A 16639-nucleotide genomic window follows, 5' to 3' on the forward strand; every position below is an offset into this window, starting at 1 on the left:
CGGCTCCTGTTTATAACCGTTGATTAGGGGGTTATCGCAAAATATACATTAGTAACATCTAATATTTCAACTATTATATTAGAAAATTGAGATTCAAGTTTCCTTTCAGTAGAATCCCTACTGCTAATTGGGGCATTGACAAAATAAGAACATCCCAAGCGTTCGGCGGTTCCCCCGCTCGAACACGCATTACGGCCGGAGTACTAAGTTGAATGATCTAAAAGAAAGCAGCGTTACGGCAATGGACCCGGCAACGCTGGAGATGATGAAAACGAACGCGGGAAAAGCGGCGAAGTTAATGAAGGCACTGGGGAATGAAAGCCGCCTGCTAATTCTCTGCTACCTGGATGGAAAAGAACTTTCCGTCTCAGAGCTGAATCAGAGCCTGGACCTTAGCCAGTCAGCACTTTCCCAGCATCTGGCGGTGTTGCGCAAGGATGGACTGGTAAAAACCCGTCGTGAATCTCAGACCATCTACTACTCACTGGAAGGTCAGACGGCAAAGCGCATCATCAGCACCCTTCACGAAATGTTTTGTCCGGATCACTGATCCCTCCGGACAGCTATCCGCACCGATAATCTCGCTGACATGTCAGCGGCTTCAGCAAGCCGCTGACACTTCAGTCACAACCCCGGCACCCCGGCCTGCACCATATACATATAACAGCCAGTCCCCCCCAGGATACTCAATAGAGGGCTTCTGAAGCTCAGGTGCAGCAGGCTGACACAGGCCAGTGCCAGCAGCTCCGGTAAAAACCCGCTACCGGAAAAATCCTCATTCTTGAAGGTATATAGCACCAACAACACCATCAGCACCGGCGGCAGATAACGTCCCAGATAGCCCAGCAGTGGATGGTCAGCGACCTTGTAGAGCAGGGCAAAAGGCAACACCCGGGTCAGAAACGTTGCCACAGCCATCACCAGCGTTACTGCGATAAGGTACGATATGGATTCCATCTTTCACCTCCCTTGTAGAGCAGCAATACACTCAGTGATAACACGATAGAGATCAGCAACATCTGATCACGGCTGATAAATAACAGCGTCGTCACGCCACAAACCAGTGCCAGCAGGAAAGGCGCAAAGTGCTTCACACTGCGATATTGCTCTATCACCAACACCATAAACAGCGCAGGCAACGCGAACTCGATCCCCGCGGTTGAGAATTCGATCTGTCCGCCCAACCAGGCACCAAGGGTACAGCCCAGTATCCAGTAACACTGGTTCATTGCCGTGACGTTAAACTGAAAGGCGCCACGATCAACTCCCGGATCGACCTTGGTGGCTGTCAGTAATGAATAGGTTTCATCCGTCAGTCCAAAGATCACATAAAGCCGTCGCCAGCCTTTCACTTCGAGCTGATTAAGAAGCGATATTCCGTAAAAAAGGTGGCGGGAATTAAGCAGAAAGGTGGTGATAAACACCTCTGCCAACCCGGCCTGATTCGCCAATAAGCCAACGGCCAGGAACTGGGCCGCTCCGGCGAAAATGATCACCCCCATCAGGGTGGCAAACAGCCAGTGATAGCCAAGATCACTGAACAGCACACCAAAGGCGATGCCCAACGGCACATAGCCGAACATAACCGGCAGCGAGGCCCTAAACGCCTGTGCCGTGACGGATTGAGATTGCATCTAAAGTTGCTCCGACACCCCGGGCTTTCCATGCCGGGGTTAAAGAGTCTGTCCCACACAGAACTGGCACTGCATCCAGCAGGCCGCATCCGGGGCAGATCAGGATTGAGTCAGGATTAAAATAAGAAACACCTTATATAAGTGTTTACCCTTAGACATTCAAGTCCGGAATTAAAAAAGCCGCCCCGGGGACGGCTGTTCTTTCGCGTAGACCGGTATAGCTTAGTGCTGCAGGCGGTAACGCTGCCAGTCCTCAACGGGTTCATTCAGCATCATCTTCATATCAACCACATCCTCTTCCATGTTGTAGCTGTTCTGGAAGCCGAGCTTCTTCGCCAGTCCCTGCATGCCCCGGTTACTTGGCAGCGTGGAACCAACGATCTGCAGGGTCCCCCGGCTACGCACGTAATCGATAATCTTCTGCATCAGGATTACCCCCAGCCCCTCTCCCTGCAGCTCGTCACGAATCACTACAGAGAACTCACTGCGGATATTGTCGGCGTCGGTTACTGCCCGCACAACACCCAGGGTCTCATAACCGCTGCCATCCTGTTTTTCAGCGGAGACGATAAACGCCATCTCACGGTCATAGTCAATCTGGGTCCAGTAAGCCAGCTCCTGATGAGTCGGTACGCCACGGCTGTAGAAGTAACGCATGCGAATCGATTCAGGGCTGAGGGTGTTGTAGAAAACCAGGTGGTCCGGCTCATCCTCTCCCCGAATAGCCCGCACAATCGCCGGCCGTTTCGAGCGACGCAGCTGGATATGCTCGGTCAGGTGTTCCGGGTAAGGCGAGATCGACAGTTTCGCCGGTTCGGCACTGATCGATACCGCCATATCCACCGCCAGCACTCCACGCTTGTTAAGCAACAGCGGGTTCACTTCCAGGCTTTCCAGATGCGGCAGGTCCACCACCATTTCGGAAATCTTGATCAGTACCTCGCAGATCTGGTCGATATCCTTCTCCGGCTGGTAGCTGCTCTCGCGGATAATCCGGCTGATACGGGAGTTGTTCACCAGCGAGCGGGCCAGTGCCATATTGAGCGGCGGCAGCATCACATGGCGATCAGCCAGTACATCAGTGGTATAGCCACCGGCGCCAAAGACGATAACCGGACCGAATGTCGGATCGCGGGTTACGCCCAGATTTACCTGCATCGACTGGAAGCCACGCTTCATCTGCTGCACACAGTAGCCAAAACACTCATCATCGCTGTAACGTTCACTGACCCGGTAGGCCAGCTTAGTCGCTGAATGACGTACTTCACTGATGGAGTACAGATCCTGTGCCAGGTCCTTCCAGCGCTGACCGGAGGTCTGGTCATAACAGAACGGATAGACATTATCCTTGTGCAGCGCCTTCACTGCGACCGAACCACCCAGGTGTTTGGCCGCCTCAACCACATCAGTAATATCATCGGCGTAGCGCGAATTGACACAGGGAATATCGTACAGGTCGAGCAGCTGTGAAGACTCGCGGTGACTGAGAAAGTCACGCCCCTCCGCCACCGCCTGGCTGAGCATCTCTCTGGCCTGCTGGTGGTTCGGGGTATTCTGTTCGATATAGGGCGGCGGCGTCTGGCGCATCACCTCCTGGTTCCGGTGGTAATCGACCATATGCATAAAGGCATCGACCGCTTCTTCCGGCGTGATGAAGGTCGGTACACCGGCACTGTTAAAGTGGTTACGGGCTTCGATCGCCGTTGCCCGCCCCATCCAGCAGGTCAGCACATTCCGCCGGGTCTTGCGAATAACCTTGATCAGTTCGTCGGCGGTTTCCACGCCCTGTGCCAGCCGGGTGGGCGCATGAATGACCAGTACCGTATCAACATTGACATCCTTGGTCACGATCGCCAGCGCTTCGGCAAAGCGTTCCGGCGTCGCATCTGCATGCAGGTCTATCGGATTGCGGCCATTCCAGTGTCCCGGCAGAATCGCCGCCAGCTGGGTGACGGTCTCTTCCGTCAGCGGCGCCAGTTTGCCGTTGCTTTTCAGCAGCCGGTCAGTCGCCAATGCGTTAGGCCCCATGCCGTTGCAGAGAATCGCCAGTCGTTCTCCCCGCATCGGTTTCATTCGTGACAGCGTTTCCAGGGCATGAAACAGTTCGTCCGAAGTTTCGACCCGTACGACACCCGCGCGGCGCAGGGCGGCATCATAGACGATATCTTCATCATGGATTCCCGGTGCCAGCTGCGCTTTCAGCTCAGGATCAGCAACGATATCCGACTTCAGCACCAGCACCAGCTTATTGCGCGATGCGGCCCGGATCGCAGAGAGGAAGTCACGGGACGAGCCCACCATCCGATCCAGCTGTAACAGGATCGCCTGGGTATAGGGGTCCTGTGCCAGGTAATCGAGCACCGAGGGCAGATCCACATCGACACCGTCACCGAGGGTGAGGAAATGGGAAAATCCGATCTCCTGACCGTTGGCCCAGTCGATCATCGCTGTCCCCAGCAGCCCGGACTGACCTACGTAGGCCACCTTGCCCTTAAGGATATTTACATGGGAGTAACTGGCATTCATCTTATGCCCGGGCACCAGCATGCCCATACAGTCGGGGCCAAGAATCCGGATGCCGTAAGGCTTCGCGGCTTCAATCACGCTTTCACGCAGACTCATATCCTGGGATTCGAGCGGGCGTGACAGTCCCCCGGTGAGAATCAATGCGGCTTTCACCATATTGGCACCGAGTTTACGGATCAGGTCCGGTACCGTATCAGGCGGCGAACAGATGATCGCCAGATCCGGCATCTCCGGCAGGTTGGCCACACTGCGATAGCACGGCACCCCGAAAACGCTCTCATATCCCTGTGAATTCACAGCCATCAATGGCCCCTCAAATCCACTGTCCAGCAGGTTTTGCAGGACGATGCCACCCATGCTCAGCTCCCGCTCGGAAGCGCCGAACACAGCAATCGATTTAGGTTTAAAAAAACGTTTGAGGTATTTGGTAGCCACTCAAATCCTGCCTTTCTGATACTGGATAGTTGCTAGGATTCTACCTAATGCTGCACCGCAACAAAAGGTAAACAACCGACGAAAGTCTTACGAAACAATTGCAGTTAAGTATACATTCCGGCTATTGATTCAACGTGACACAGAACAATAAGCAGCATGCAGCAAGCAGAAAAATCAGCAACTGGTACGACCAGCCCCTGTTCAGCTCGACTGCCAGGCGGCCAGCCAATCGTAGATCAAGCGAACTTCATCGGGTAACTGACGCGACTCATTCAACGCCACCCAGTAGCTCCTTCCCGAAACGACACTGAAGTCAGACACTCGCTGCAACACGCCGTCACACATTTTCTGATCTATCAGAAAGCGCGCTCCCAGCGTAATGCCCTGACCACGCTCAGCCGCATCCACCAGCACAATATAGTTATTGAAGCGACTGCCCAGTACCAGTTGCCGGCTATCGACTGCAAGTGCTTCAAACCACAGTTTCCAGTTGATCCAGTTCGGCTCAATACGATCAAAGTCCAGCAGAGTATGCTGCATCAGCTCAGCCGGGCCGTCACCACGAAACGGACATCGCTGCAGGTAATCCGGACTGGCAACCGGAAACAGTTCCTCGGCAAACAACGGCGTCATCTGCCATCCAATTCGCCGGCCCGGCTCATAGGCAATCGCTATATCGACATCTTCATGGAACAGGTCCCGGGTCACGTCCGAGGTAATAACACGGATATTCACCCGGCTATCGCGGTGGGCCCGATGGAATCCATTAATGGCCACACTGAGCCAGTAATGGGACATCGCCGTATTAGCTGACACGGTGACCGTCGGGATAGACGCTACCGGCTGGAGTTCATCAACCGCGTCGGCAAGGTAATTCAGTGATGCACTGACCTTACGGTATAGCTGTTCGCCGCGCCCGGAAAGTTGTACCCGACGGCCATGACGCTCGAATAGCTCAACCTCAAGGTGGTCCTCCAGATAGCGAATCTGCTTGCTGACTGCCGCCTGAGAAACGTGGAGTTCCTCCGCTGCGCGGGTGAAATTCAGCGTTCGCGCGGCAGCTTCAAACACCAGCAGGCTGTTCAGAGGTGGCAGGCGATGTCTGATGCTCTTCATAAAATTGCAAAACCCTCCCGGACAGGATTGCACATAACCTCAGGTTATCACCTTTAATAAAAATCCAATGGATGTACAGCCTGCCTGCACAAAATTAGACTAAAAGCCGTGAAATTCTGATTGAAAGCTAACCAACTAATAAGAATAAAGCTATGGGTTTTTATCGCCCAGATAACTCTTAGTTATTTGCAGAGAACCTTGAGCGGAGAATACTTTTATGACAATCCTTGACTGGCATGCAGAGCGATCAGACCTGGCCGGACTTCACCTGCTGGATCAGGCACCGGAAAGCGCCGGTATAGACCTGAAGGCAGTACGCTTGTATCGGCTGGGACGAGTGCGAAACGAGATGGCGAAGCGAAATATTGATGCCTTGATCATCTCCGATCCTGTCAATATCCGCTACGCCAGCGGCGCCCGGAATATGCAGATATTTTGCGCCCGCAACACCCCTTCTCGTTACCTGCTGGTCACCGCCAGTAAAAATATCCTGTTTGAATTCACCGGCTGCGAACACCTCGGTGAGGGCTTTGAAACCATCGATGAAGTTCGCCCTTCCATGACCGCCAGCTTCGTCGCTGCGGGTCCTGATATCCAGGCACGCGAAAAGCGCTGGGCCAGGGATATGCTGGCAACTATCAGCGAAATCACCGGCCCCCGACCAATCGTCGGCATGGAACGCATGAATGCAGGCAGCGCAATCTCGCTGGCCGAATTGGGCGTTAAGGTGGTCGATGCTCAGGAATCGCTGGAGATGGCACGCTGTATTAAGTCAGCCGAAGAACTTAAATGTGTGGTGGCCTCCCTGCGGGCAACCGAACGTGCCGTAGAAAACCTGCGCGCGGCGATCCGCCCGGGTATCACCGAGAACGAACTCTGGTCTGTTCTGCACCAGTCTGTCATCGCAGAAAATGGCGATTACTGCGAAACCCGTCTGCTCAGCTCCGGCAGTCGCACCAACCCCTGGTTCCAGGAGTGTGCAAGCAAACTGATCGGCGAAAACGAACTTATCGCTCTGGATACTGATGTCGTCGGCTGCCACGGTTACTATTCAGACTTCTCCCGCACCTTCCATTCCGGCCCGGCAGCCCCCAGCGAGTTGCAACGGACGCTGTATAAAATGGCCCATGAACAGGTCCAGCACAATCTGGGGATCATCAAACCGGGCATGAGCTTCAGGGAATACTCAGACCAGGCATGGAATATCCCGGAGCAGTTCCACGCTAACCGCTATTACCTGTCCGCCCACGGTGTAGGTATGACCGGTGAGTACCCCTACCTTTACCACCATGCAGACTACACCGATGCCGGTTATGACGGCCTGATCCTGCCGGGCATGACACTCTGTGTGGAAAGCTATATCGGCGAGAAAGCAGGGGCTGAGGGAGTCAAGCTGGAAGAACAGATTCTGGTGACCGAAACCGGTATCGAAGTTTTATCCAAGTTCCCATTTGAAGAAGCCCTACTGAGCTAATTACGCCCCGGGCCTGAATCAACCTACATGTCTCCCCCGCATCAAGACTGACGATGGATGCGAGGGTGAATGCCCAACCTCCTACTCCGAGGACTATCAGGGAAACAGGCGTTCGGTCGGTCCGCAACTCCGCCCCATGAACACCGCTTGCCCAAGGAAGGGCCTTTTTACAATAAATATAAAATCAGGGTATCAAAATGCAGAAATCAAGTAAGTTAAAAATAGGCCTGTCCCGCACAGGGATCTATGAAGGCCTGAATCCCACAGTCACACTGGTCAGCAAAACCATCATTGCACTGCTGGTTGTCTATGCCGTCTCCTTCCCTGACAATGCGGTCAGGATACTCGGCCAGATCAACTCAGCCCTTCTGGCCACCTTCAACAGTTACTACATTTACGCAGTGGCGTTTTTTCTGATTTTCTGTCTGGGCTGTTGCCTGAGCCCGTATGGACGCCTGTGCCTGGGACGGGATGATGAAAAACCGGAGTTCAGTTTTTTCTCCTGGTTTTCCATGATGTTCAGTGCCGGTATGGGGATCGGGCTGATGTTTTACTCCATCGGAGAGCCTCTCTACCATTTCCAGTCTAATCCGGCGCTGATGATGAGTGGTGCGGAAGGTGCCAATGCCGAGGCGGTTCCCAGCGCGATGCGCTATACCCTGCTTCACTGGGGACTGCATGCCTGGGCCGTGTATGTAGCAGCCGGGCTGGCCATGGCCTACTTTGCCTACCGTAAGGGCCAGCCACTGACGATTCGCTCAACCCTGCAGCCACTGTTCGGTGAAAAGCTGAACGGCCCGGTCGGTCACATCGTCGATATTGTCGCAGTGGTTGCGACCACTCTGGGGGTTGCCACTACTATGGGGGCGGGTGTTACACAGCTGGTTTCCGGTGTAGAGTTCGTGTTTGACAGCGGATCACTGGTCAGTGATGCCGGCACCCCCACCGCGGCGGCACTGATTATCACCCTGCTGGTTGTGATGCTCCTGTCGACCATTTCCGCCCTCACCGGCGTAACACGCGGCGTCAAATGGCTCAGCCAGATTAATATGTACCTCTCCTTCGGACTGCTGGGATTCTTTATCCTGTTTGGCTCCACCCTCTATGGGCTGCAGCTATTTGGCTCCAGCCTGCTCGACTACACCGCCAACCTGATTCCCCTGACATTCTCCGTCTGGAGCAGCAGCTCTGAAATCGGTGGCTGGCAGACCGGCTGGACCATTCTCTACTGGGCCTGGTGGATCGCCTTTGCGCCATTCGTCGGACTGTTCCTGGCGCGGATATCCCGAGGCCGCACGATCCGCGAGTTCGTCATCGGATGTGTACTGGTACCGGCTCTGACCTGTTTCGCCTGGATGGCCTTCCTGGGAGGCACCGGGCTGGAACTGGAACTGAGCGGTGCCGCTCAGGGCGCAATCACTCAGGCCGTAAATGACAATATCGCATCGGTTCTGTTTGTGACCATTGACCTGCTGAATTCCGGTACCCTAGGCACCCTGGTGAAACTCGCCTCCATCATTCTGATAGTCACCTACCTGGTGACCTCGGCTGACTCCGGGGTGCTGGTGCTGAATACCATCATGGCCGGCGGCAACAGGGATCCGCTGCCGAAACACAGGATTGTCTGGGGCGGCATCCTGACGCTAGTGGTAGGCTCGCTGCTGCTGGCAGGAGGCGTCAGCGCTATCCAGAAGGCGATGATTATCGGAGCACTACCCTTCTCGATGGTGATGGTGCTGATGTGCGTGGCAATGCTCAAATCGCTGCTGACTACGGAGAAGCAAGCTGCAGCGGTTACCGCGGGCTAACCTGCTTCCATTCAAACCAGAAGCCCCGGCTGCTATGCCGGGGCTTTTGCTGTCAGCCGGATAATGGCCTTACTGCTGCAGATGAGCATAGCTGTCGACGAAGCGTTTGTATTTGTGCTCGCCGCAGGTATAGGGCCGGGTCGTCAGTGGCGTATCTTCTGAAATACAGGTCGGCACCACGTCCACCACGGCATCGAAATCCAGGTCCATAAAAAACGGCAGTGAGTAACGCTCACGACCACTGGTATTGATCACCCGGTGCATGGTGGAGGTATAGCGTCCATTGGTGAAGGTCTGCACCAGATCGCCGATATTGACGATAAAGGTCCCCTCCACCGGCGGCGCGCTGACCCATTCCCCGACGCGATTCTGTACCTGCAATCCCCCCACGGCATCCTGATTCAGGATAGTCAGAAAGCCGTAGTCAGTATGGGCACCGATACCAAACTCCTTGCGGGTAATCTCGCCACTCTGCGGCGGATAATGCAGAAGACGCTGGATTGTGATCGGCCGGGTCTGCAACTTTTCAAAATAGTCCGCAGGCAAATTCAGGCTCAGAGCGATGGCGCTGACCAGCTTGCGCCCCAGTGCCATCATGGCCTCATGATACTGCATCATCACTTCAGCAAAACGAGCTGGCTGGGCAGGCATCTGGTTAGGCCCAAAGAACGGTGAGATCGCCTCCTGATGGGCACCCAGATCAAAACATTCCTTAAAGTCACGGGTATTCTCCGGGTCGACATTTTCGCCGTACATCGGGATATAACCACGCAGCGTCGGCCCGGACCTGACGATATTAAGCCGCTCCTTCTCTTCAAACGGCAGAGCAAAGAATGCCTCGGTCAGGTCATAGACTTCCCGGATCAGTTCAGCCGGCACTCCATGGTTGCGAACATAGAGGAAACCGATATTTTCGCAGATATCCCCGATCTCCCGGGCAACCCGTTCGGGATCAGAGTTATCGATCAGTGCAGCGATATCCACCACAGGAATCTCATGGAATGAAGTGGTTTTACTTTGCAGACTGCGATCAACAAGGACTGTCATTTTGTTCTACCGATTATTCTTATATTGAAGGAATTCTGCCGTCCCCAGCGATAAAGGAGCCCGAATTCACTCTCCGGAATCAGCTGTATAGGGGAGTCACAGTGTCCTTCAGTCACTCTCGGTGCGATATAACAGATCCGAAAAGAACTATAAGATTTACCCGGCGGCTGTTAATCCGGGTTACGCAGGGCGCGGGGCGGAACGCCAAACAGGGCCTTAAAGCACTTGGTAAAGTAACTCTGGGAAGCAAAGCCGGTTGCCATGGCAATCACTGACAACGGCACACTGGTTTCCTCGACCATCTGGCGGGCGCGCTTCAGGCGCATATTGAGGTAATAGCGGCGCGGTGTGGTCGACTCATAGCGGCGGAACACATTTTCAAGGGTACGGGGAGTGGTACCGATTTTCTTCGCCAGTAGCTCGATACTGCAGGGGCTTTCCAGGTTGGCTTCCATCACTTCGATTGCCGCCCCGAGTGTCGCAGATTTCATGCGCAGGCGGAGGTAACGGTTACTGTTCTGCATGTCCTGCTCAGAGCGGATACGATCCTGCAGGAAAGGCTGCGAGACCTCATGGGCGAACTCCCGACCATTATCCAGAGCGATGACATACAGCAGCATGTCCAGTGCACTGACCCCACCGGCACAGGTCAGGATATTGCGGTTGACGGTAAAAATATTTTCCTGCAGCGGAATATCCGGATACAGCTCATGAAATGAATCAACCTGCTCCGCGGCAACAGTGCAACTCAGCCCATCCAGCAATCCGGCCCTGGCAAGGACGAAGCTACCCCCGGACAAGGCCGCCAACAGACACCCCTGGCGGGACAAAGAGCGCAATCTGGCGATCAGCGGCGCATCCTCAAACAGACCCGCCTGACGATAGGCGCAGACAAACAGGATATCGCACTGTTCCAGCATCGATAGCGGTGCCTGAGCCTGAACAGGCACCTGATTGGAGCTGACGACCTGCAGATCACCTCCGCCCGTCGCAGCGCCCACCGTCCCCCCGGCACTATAGAGAGACACCCGGTAAAGCTCTCTGCCCGCCTGCTGGTTGGCAACACTTAACGCTTCGACAGCCAGCGAGAATGAGGTCAGGGCAAAGCCTGGAAACAACAGGAAGACGACCTGCCTGGCGGGCCGATCGGTATGTTCAGAATTCATGGTTCTCGGGCACATCCGGACATGGGAAGGCTTTACCATATCCCTGCCGCACGTCAGGAACCAGCCAGGCCGGAGGCAGATGTCTTTGCTGGCTATGGCTTGTCGCGGGCTAACAGCCTACTGGGTACCACAGAGATAATTGCAGATGATCTCATCCAGGGTGCCATCCCTTTTCAGCTGCGCAATGACCCGGTTAATCTCCTCCAGCAGTGGCGCTTTACTCCGGTGCAAGCGGAACACTACCGGATTTGAGGCATACGGCAGGGATATCTGGTAATCCAGTGTCAGTGAGCGCTGGTAATGCAGGGCAGCCGCCTCTTTCATCAAACCGACATCGTTCCAGCCCCGGGAGACCCTTCGGGCCACCTGAATCTGACTGGCAAAGTCCTCGCGGGCAATATAGTCCGGCACCCCGGCTCCCCGCACCGTTGCCACGCGCAACCCCTTCAGGTCAGACAGCACGAAGGCAGGAAAGGAGAACTCCGGCCGGTAGATAATCACTTCGTTCACCAGTCCGTAGGGCTGGCTGTACAGCGACACCGCCTCAAGTCCCGGGCTGTCCTGTTCCAGGGGACTGACACCGGCCTCTACATCGACCTCACCCTGCAGAAAGTGCGCAACCAGCCTGGCCTGGGACAGCGGAATATACTCCAGTTCGATATTAAGCTGCTGCGCTATCTGCTGCAGGGTATCTGCATAGATGCCCCGGTAAACACCCGACTCGTCCTGCCACAGAAACGGCACCTGTCCCGGCGCGGGCATACCGATTCTCAGGCTTTCGGCACTGACTGAAAGCGACAGCAACATAAGCGGCAACAGGGACAAAAGGGCTTTCAGTTTCACCAGCAAACCTCATCGTGGAATGACGGCCATTATCCCTCAGCAACGCCCCAGCGCCAATCCGGAAAACAGCTCGAACAGAGAGAACAGGCCGGGACAGGCACATTAAAAACCTCCTAACGCGCCAACAACTGATAATATCTGCCAAACGAACGCCACAACACAGATCAGAGACTGAATGCCTGACTCAACCGTCTTAGCGAAGCTGCTGGAACCGATCCTTGAAGTCGCACGCCACCAGCGCCTGGACCCACAGGAGCTGCTGCAGAATGCCGGACTGACGCTGGAAACCCTGAATCAACCCGGGGCCAGAATCAGCAGCCAGACCCACAACGACTTGCTGGCCACACTGGCAGAACGACTCGGTAACCCGCGTATCGCCCTGCGCATTGGCGAAGCCACCCAGCCGCGGATGCTGGGGTCGGTCGGTTTCCTGATGACCACCGCAACAGACCTTAACAGCAGCTTCCAGCTACTGGCAGACTATATGCCGATTCTGCTCGAAGGGGCGCATCTGGACTACAGGGAAACGCCTTCCGGCAGAATATTGCGACTGGAGCTTAGTCAGTCACTGCCATTCACCGAAGAATGGCTGCTGGCCTGCCTGTACAACTGGCCTCGCTGGCTCAGTGGCAAGCAGATCCCGGCCGTCAGTGTCAGCCTGCTTCAGTCCGAGCCGGATAAGAGCCACGTCTGGCAGCAGTTCTTTGCCGCTGAAGTGCGCTTCGATGCACCGGCCAACCAGATCATTCTGCCTTCACGCTATCTGGAATATCCCTGCCTCGATGCCAACGAGGAGATGCACCAGCTGCACCGTGAGTTCGCCGATACCCTGCTGAGCCACTCCAGTGAGGAGAGCGCCCTGATCGCCAGAATCCGCAGCCAGATCCGTCTGCAGCTGGCCAATGGTGAGGGTCAGGTACGCCGGGAACAGATCGCAGGCCTGCTTAATATGAGCCTGCGGACCATGCAGCGTAAACTGGGTACGCTGAACAGCAGTTTCCAACAACTGCTGGATCAGACCCGCAAGGAAGCCACCCTGCAGGAGATCCGCAAAGGCAAACTGAGTTTTGGCGAAATTTCCTATCGCATGGGTTTCTCTAACCCATCGGCATTTCAGAAGGCATTTAAGCGTTGGCAGGGGATGCCGCCTACCGAGTACCGGCGCCAGCTAAGCGCCAGTGCCGAACCGGTGCAACCGGCCGACAAGGAAACCGCGCTGGATAACCTGCCGGCGCTGTCTCTGTCCGAATTCTATCCATTGGCGCTACAGCTGGTGGCCAGCAGCAGGCTCTGGCCGCTACAGGCGGCTTGCACAACACCGGCAATGCTTAAGCTGAGCCGGCATCAGGAACAGTTCCGGATTCGCCGGGACAACAGTCCGGAGAAGAATCACCTTGACCGCCTGCGCTATCAGGCACCCGAATACGATTTCAGCAGCCTGCGTCCGCAGCTCGGCAGCAACGCCGCCCGGCTATATAACCTCGGCACCCTGCTGTTCCGCCTGCTGAGCAGCAGTGACGCCTTCGACCAGCCGGATATCGGCGCCATCCTGGATGCCAAGCAGCACCCGGACCGGGTGCCATTACCACGCCACCTGCCCGACCATCTGGCCGCACTGATCATCCGCCTGCTGGCCGCAGATACTCAGACGCGCTATCACAGCGATGCAGCATTGACCGCCGACCTGATGCGCAGCCAACAACTCTGGCAACAGAAAACTGACCCGCAACAGTATCCACCCGATCCGGACCTGCCCAGCCAGATTGAGCTGAACAGCGCGATCCTCTGGCAAACGCCGTTGGCAGAACTATCCCCCCTGATCGCACAGACACAGGACTTTCAGCATATCGCTATCTGTGGCGGCAGCGGCAGCGGTAAAACCGCCTTCCTGAATTACCTGCAGCAACAGTTGTGCCACCACGCCATTGTACTCTACGCAGATGCTTCGATAGATGCAGAGCACCCCCTGCCCGTCCAGATATTCAGCCCGCTGATTCACCGGATGTATCGCGCGCCCGCGCACTGGCAACAGCGCCTGCGACAACATCTTAGCTACCCGCTCCAGCTGGGCCGGCAGCTTTCGGGGCTGAGCAGCCTCTACGGTGAAAGCACAACCAGCGATGCGGCTCCGGCCCTGAAAGAATCCCAGTGGCTGCAAAGCTACCGCGAACTGCTTCAGGCCTGCGGCGATCAAACCGTCGTACTGATGCTGGACAACTGTGACCAGCTGTCCCCGTTCGGCCAGTCGCTGATCCACGACCTGTTATCCAGGCCGCTGTCACAACCACTGCTGCTGATTACCACCGCCAGTCATCCCGATACCTCTCCGGGCAATGAGATTCACTGGCTGCAGCCACTGACCCCGGCGCAGATCAGTCAGCTGGTGGCCGCCTCGCTGGCAATGGAAAACCGGCCCGCGTCAGATAGCGTGGTGCTGGCGGCATTGCTAAGCCGTAAAACCGACGGTTCCCTGGCGCAGATCAGTCAGTTGCTGTCCGAGCTACAGCAAGGCGGCGCGCTGAGCTACCGCAGCGATCAGGCTCAGTGGCGATACAATGACGATCAGTCACCGGTCGTAGCGGACTCCGCACTGGGACCGCTCTACAGCGATACCCTGCTGCAGCTGCATTCGATCAGCAGGGAACTGCTGAATATTGCCGCCGTCATCGATGCCCCTTTCAGCCTGGACCAGGTGGCCGACCTGATGGCCGATCCGCTGGCACGGATGGAGATCCATCTCTGGCCACTATTGCAATCAAATATACTGGTCCGCTGTGAGGGACAGCCTCAACGGTTCAGCTTCAGTCATCCTCAGCTGGCAAGCTTTATCTATCGCAACATCCCTGCACAGCACCGCTGCCAGCTGCACCTGCATATCGGTCTGAGCCTGATACCGCAAGGTGGGGCAGATGATGAACCGCTCAGCAGTGCACACCTATCACATCTGGCCCACTGCCCTCACCTGTTGCCACCAGATCAACGCCAGCTGTTCGCCGCCCAGTGCCGGGACCTGGCATCACTTGCGTTGCAACAGGATGATGCCGGACGCGGCCTGCAACTGACACAACACGGCCTGAAGCTGCAGACCAGTGCCAGCGACGGCTTAAACTTCGAGCTGCAGATCCTGCACTGGCAGTCATTGTGGGCACTGAAGCGGCAGGACGCGGCAGTCGCCGTCTACCGGAAACTGAAGCGCAGCCAGCGCCTGCCGCAGCAACAGCAGTTGCTGCTGTATCATCGCGCCCGGCAACTGTCGGAATCCGGCCAGCAGGCTGATGCGCTTAAGCTACTGAATCAGGCGCTGACACTACTTGGCGCACCGATACCGGATGATAATACTGCCCTGCGGCTGCAGCTGGCCGATCAGTGGAGCCGCCTGGAGCTGGCCCCTGGCGATGATGCAGACAGCGGAGAGGAGCCGCATCGCGCCCTGCTCGAGCTCTACGCCCAGGTCGCCGAATTGCGCGGTTTCCCGCTGCATCAGGCCTGCGCCATTACCCGCCCCGGCCTGCCAGCGATGTCTGAAACCGCACAACGGCCCTGGGATGCCGTAACCTTTGCCGGCCTCAGCTTTGTCAGCAGCTGGTTAATTGAAGACCCGGGATCAGCACAGCGCTACGCCCGGCAGGCGCTGGAGCGGGCCGAACGGCTCCCGGACTGCGGTCATAAAGCCCGGGCCTTGCTGATCTGTGGCAGTCGTACCTGTCACTGGTACCAGGATCATGCCCACGCGGCACAACTGGTTCAGCAAGCGACGGATATCGCCCTGAACAGCCGGGAATGGGCGCTGGCCGGACAGGCCATTGTGATCGGGGTGAATCAGCAACTCTTTGCTGACCAGCCGTTACCCGACAGCAAGGCACTCGAAGCTGGGCCACTGGAGCAGCTGCGTCAGCTGCAGCTGCCCCATCAGGTAGCCCGGCTGAAGAATTCAGCCCTGTGGCTGGTTCAGCAACTTGCCGGCAACCAGAAATCCGCTGCCCCCTGGCAGCTGCCTGCCGCTGACAGCAGCGACAGCTGGCATATGCTGGCTCGCAGTTGCAGCGCCTTGTTGATGGATAACCGCGCCGAATGGGATCGCTGCCTGCGACATGAAACCCAGCTTGAGAATCAGCTGGCCGGCCAGCAGGCCGTAGCGCTGATGCAGCTGTTCACGACCCTGATGCGCCTTGACCGGCTGCGCAGCCCCCATACAGGCCACCATCCGCTACTCCGGCATGAGGTCCAGCGACAATCTGCCCGCTTTGAACTCTGGGCTGAGCGCAATCCGGCGAACTTCGGTGCCATGTGGCTGCTGATTCGGGCCGAATCAGCCAGTCTGGGGGAACGTCCGGCGGAGGCAATTGAGTGCTACGAACAGGCGCTACAAGGTGCCTCCGGGCTGATGCTGCAGGCATTAATCAGCGAGCGCTATGGCAAGTACTCAGTCGCACTTAAGCGTCCGGCGGCCGGAAACCTGCTGATCAGACAGGCGATCACGCTGTACCGCCAGTGGTCGGCAGAGGCCAAGGCCGCACAGCTGGAGCAATGGTTGAGCCGGTTCGCCCACTAACCGGCGAATTCCGCCCCTGTCTTACACTGTGTACAATA

Annotated in this window: 11 protein-coding genes; 4 read left to right on the plus strand and 7 right to left on the minus strand. The window is 56.5% G+C overall.

The features are described from left to right. Positions 1–241 precede the first annotated feature (241 nt). Positions 242–550: an ArsR/SmtB family transcription factor gene (locus Q354_RS0120115; protein ID WP_027859176.1), complete on the plus strand. Its 309-nt coding sequence runs from the start codon at positions 242–244 to the stop codon at positions 548–550. A gap of 74 nt (positions 551–624) precedes the next feature. Here the strand turns inward: Q354_RS0120115 and Q354_RS0120120 are convergent, their stop codons facing one another. The 4 genes from Q354_RS0120120 to Q354_RS0120135 all read right to left on the minus strand — a co-directional run bounded on the left by Q354_RS0120120 (position 625) and on the right by Q354_RS0120135 (position 5711). Beyond that, the gene (locus Q354_RS0120120; RefSeq protein ID WP_036230838.1) at positions 625–957 is read right to left on the minus strand and encodes a branched-chain amino acid transporter permease; all 333 of its coding nucleotides are present in this window, start codon (positions 955–957) and stop codon (positions 625–627) included. Further along, positions 927–1634: an AzlC family ABC transporter permease gene (locus tag Q354_RS0120125; RefSeq protein ID WP_027859178.1), complete on the minus strand. Its 708-nt coding sequence runs from the start codon at positions 1632–1634 to the stop codon at positions 927–929. Before Q354_RS0120125 ends, Q354_RS0120120 begins: the two co-directional genes overlap by 31 nt. A 222-nt stretch (positions 1635–1856) precedes the next feature. Next, entirely contained in the window at positions 1857–4595 is a 2739-nt protein-coding gene (locus Q354_RS0120130) for a bifunctional acetate--CoA ligase family protein/GNAT family N-acetyltransferase (RefSeq protein WP_027859179.1), read from the minus strand. A gap of 201 nt (positions 4596–4796) precedes the next feature. Next, a complete protein-coding gene (locus tag Q354_RS0120135; protein WP_027859180.1) occupies positions 4797–5711 on the minus strand; it encodes a LysR substrate-binding domain-containing protein in 915 nt (304 codons plus the stop codon). A 217-nt stretch (positions 5712–5928) separates the two neighbouring features. Here Q354_RS0120135 and Q354_RS0120140 point away from each other — a divergent pair, with 217 nt between their 5' ends. Together Q354_RS0120140 and Q354_RS0120145 are read left to right on the plus strand one after the other, a co-directional pair. Continuing rightward, the gene (locus tag Q354_RS0120140) at positions 5929–7185 is read left to right on the plus strand and encodes a M24 family metallopeptidase (protein WP_027859181.1); all 1257 of its coding nucleotides are present in this window, start codon (positions 5929–5931) and stop codon (positions 7183–7185) included. Positions 7186–7382: 197 nt separating this feature from the next. Next, positions 7383–8993: a BCCT family transporter gene (locus Q354_RS0120145; protein ID WP_036230841.1), complete on the plus strand. Its 1611-nt coding sequence runs from the start codon at positions 7383–7385 to the stop codon at positions 8991–8993. Between the two features lie 69 nt (positions 8994–9062). On the opposite strand, the gene Q354_RS0120150 is transcribed toward Q354_RS0120145, so the two are convergent. The 3 genes from Q354_RS0120150 to Q354_RS0120160 form a co-directional block, all read right to left on the minus strand. Continuing rightward, entirely contained in the window at positions 9063–10040 is a 978-nt protein-coding gene (locus Q354_RS0120150; RefSeq protein WP_036230843.1) for an isopenicillin N synthase family dioxygenase, read from the minus strand. 170 nt (positions 10041–10210) lie between these two features. Beyond that, positions 10211–11206: a GlxA family transcriptional regulator gene (locus Q354_RS0120155; RefSeq protein ID WP_027859184.1), complete on the minus strand. Its 996-nt coding sequence runs from the start codon at positions 11204–11206 to the stop codon at positions 10211–10213. A gap of 117 nt (positions 11207–11323) precedes the next feature. Continuing rightward, positions 11324–12049, minus strand: coding sequence for a substrate-binding periplasmic protein (locus tag Q354_RS0120160; protein ID WP_245601100.1), 726 nt, complete (start codon positions 12047–12049; stop codon positions 11324–11326). Positions 12050–12224: 175 nt separating this feature from the next. On the opposite strand from Q354_RS0120160, the gene Q354_RS0120165 reads away from it, so the two are divergent. Then, positions 12225–16601 (plus strand): AraC family transcriptional regulator ligand-binding domain-containing protein, encoded by a 4377-nt coding sequence (locus Q354_RS0120165; RefSeq protein WP_027859186.1) that lies wholly within the window; start codon positions 12225–12227, stop codon positions 16599–16601. Positions 16602–16639: the final 38 nt, after the last annotated feature.

The sequence above is a fragment of the Marinobacterium jannaschii DSM 6295 genome, assembly GCF_000620085.1.
GTDB classification, from domain to species: Bacteria; Pseudomonadota; Gammaproteobacteria; order Pseudomonadales; family Balneatricaceae; genus Pontibacterium; species Pontibacterium jannaschii.

What these genes read in the sequence shown, in the direction of transcription:
- Q354_RS0120145 (WP_036230841.1), top strand. Translation starts at nt 7,383, where the DNA reads ATGCAGAAATCAAGTAAGTTAAAAATAGGCCTGTCCCGCACAGGGATC.
- Q354_RS0120115 (WP_027859176.1), top strand. Translation starts at nt 242, where the DNA reads ATGGACCCGGCAACGCTGGAGATGATGAAAACGAACGCGGGAAAAGCG.
- Q354_RS0120125 (WP_027859178.1), bottom strand. Translation starts at nt 1,634, where the DNA reads ATGCAATCTCAATCCGTCACGGCACAGGCGTTTAGGGCCTCGCTGCCG.
- Q354_RS0120135 (WP_027859180.1), bottom strand. Translation starts at nt 5,711, where the DNA reads ATGAAGAGCATCAGACATCGCCTGCCACCTCTGAACAGCCTGCTGGTG.
- Q354_RS0120155 (WP_027859184.1), bottom strand. Translation starts at nt 11,206, where the DNA reads ATGAATTCTGAACATACCGATCGGCCCGCCAGGCAGGTCGTCTTCCTG.
- Q354_RS0120150 (WP_036230843.1), bottom strand. Translation starts at nt 10,040, where the DNA reads ATGACAGTCCTTGTTGATCGCAGTCTGCAAAGTAAAACCACTTCATTC.
- Q354_RS0120120 (WP_036230838.1), bottom strand. Translation starts at nt 957, where the DNA reads ATGGAATCCATATCGTACCTTATCGCAGTAACGCTGGTGATGGCTGTG.
- Q354_RS0120165 (WP_027859186.1), top strand. Translation starts at nt 12,225, where the DNA reads ATGCCTGACTCAACCGTCTTAGCGAAGCTGCTGGAACCGATCCTTGAA.
- Q354_RS0120140 (WP_027859181.1), top strand. Translation starts at nt 5,929, where the DNA reads ATGACAATCCTTGACTGGCATGCAGAGCGATCAGACCTGGCCGGACTT.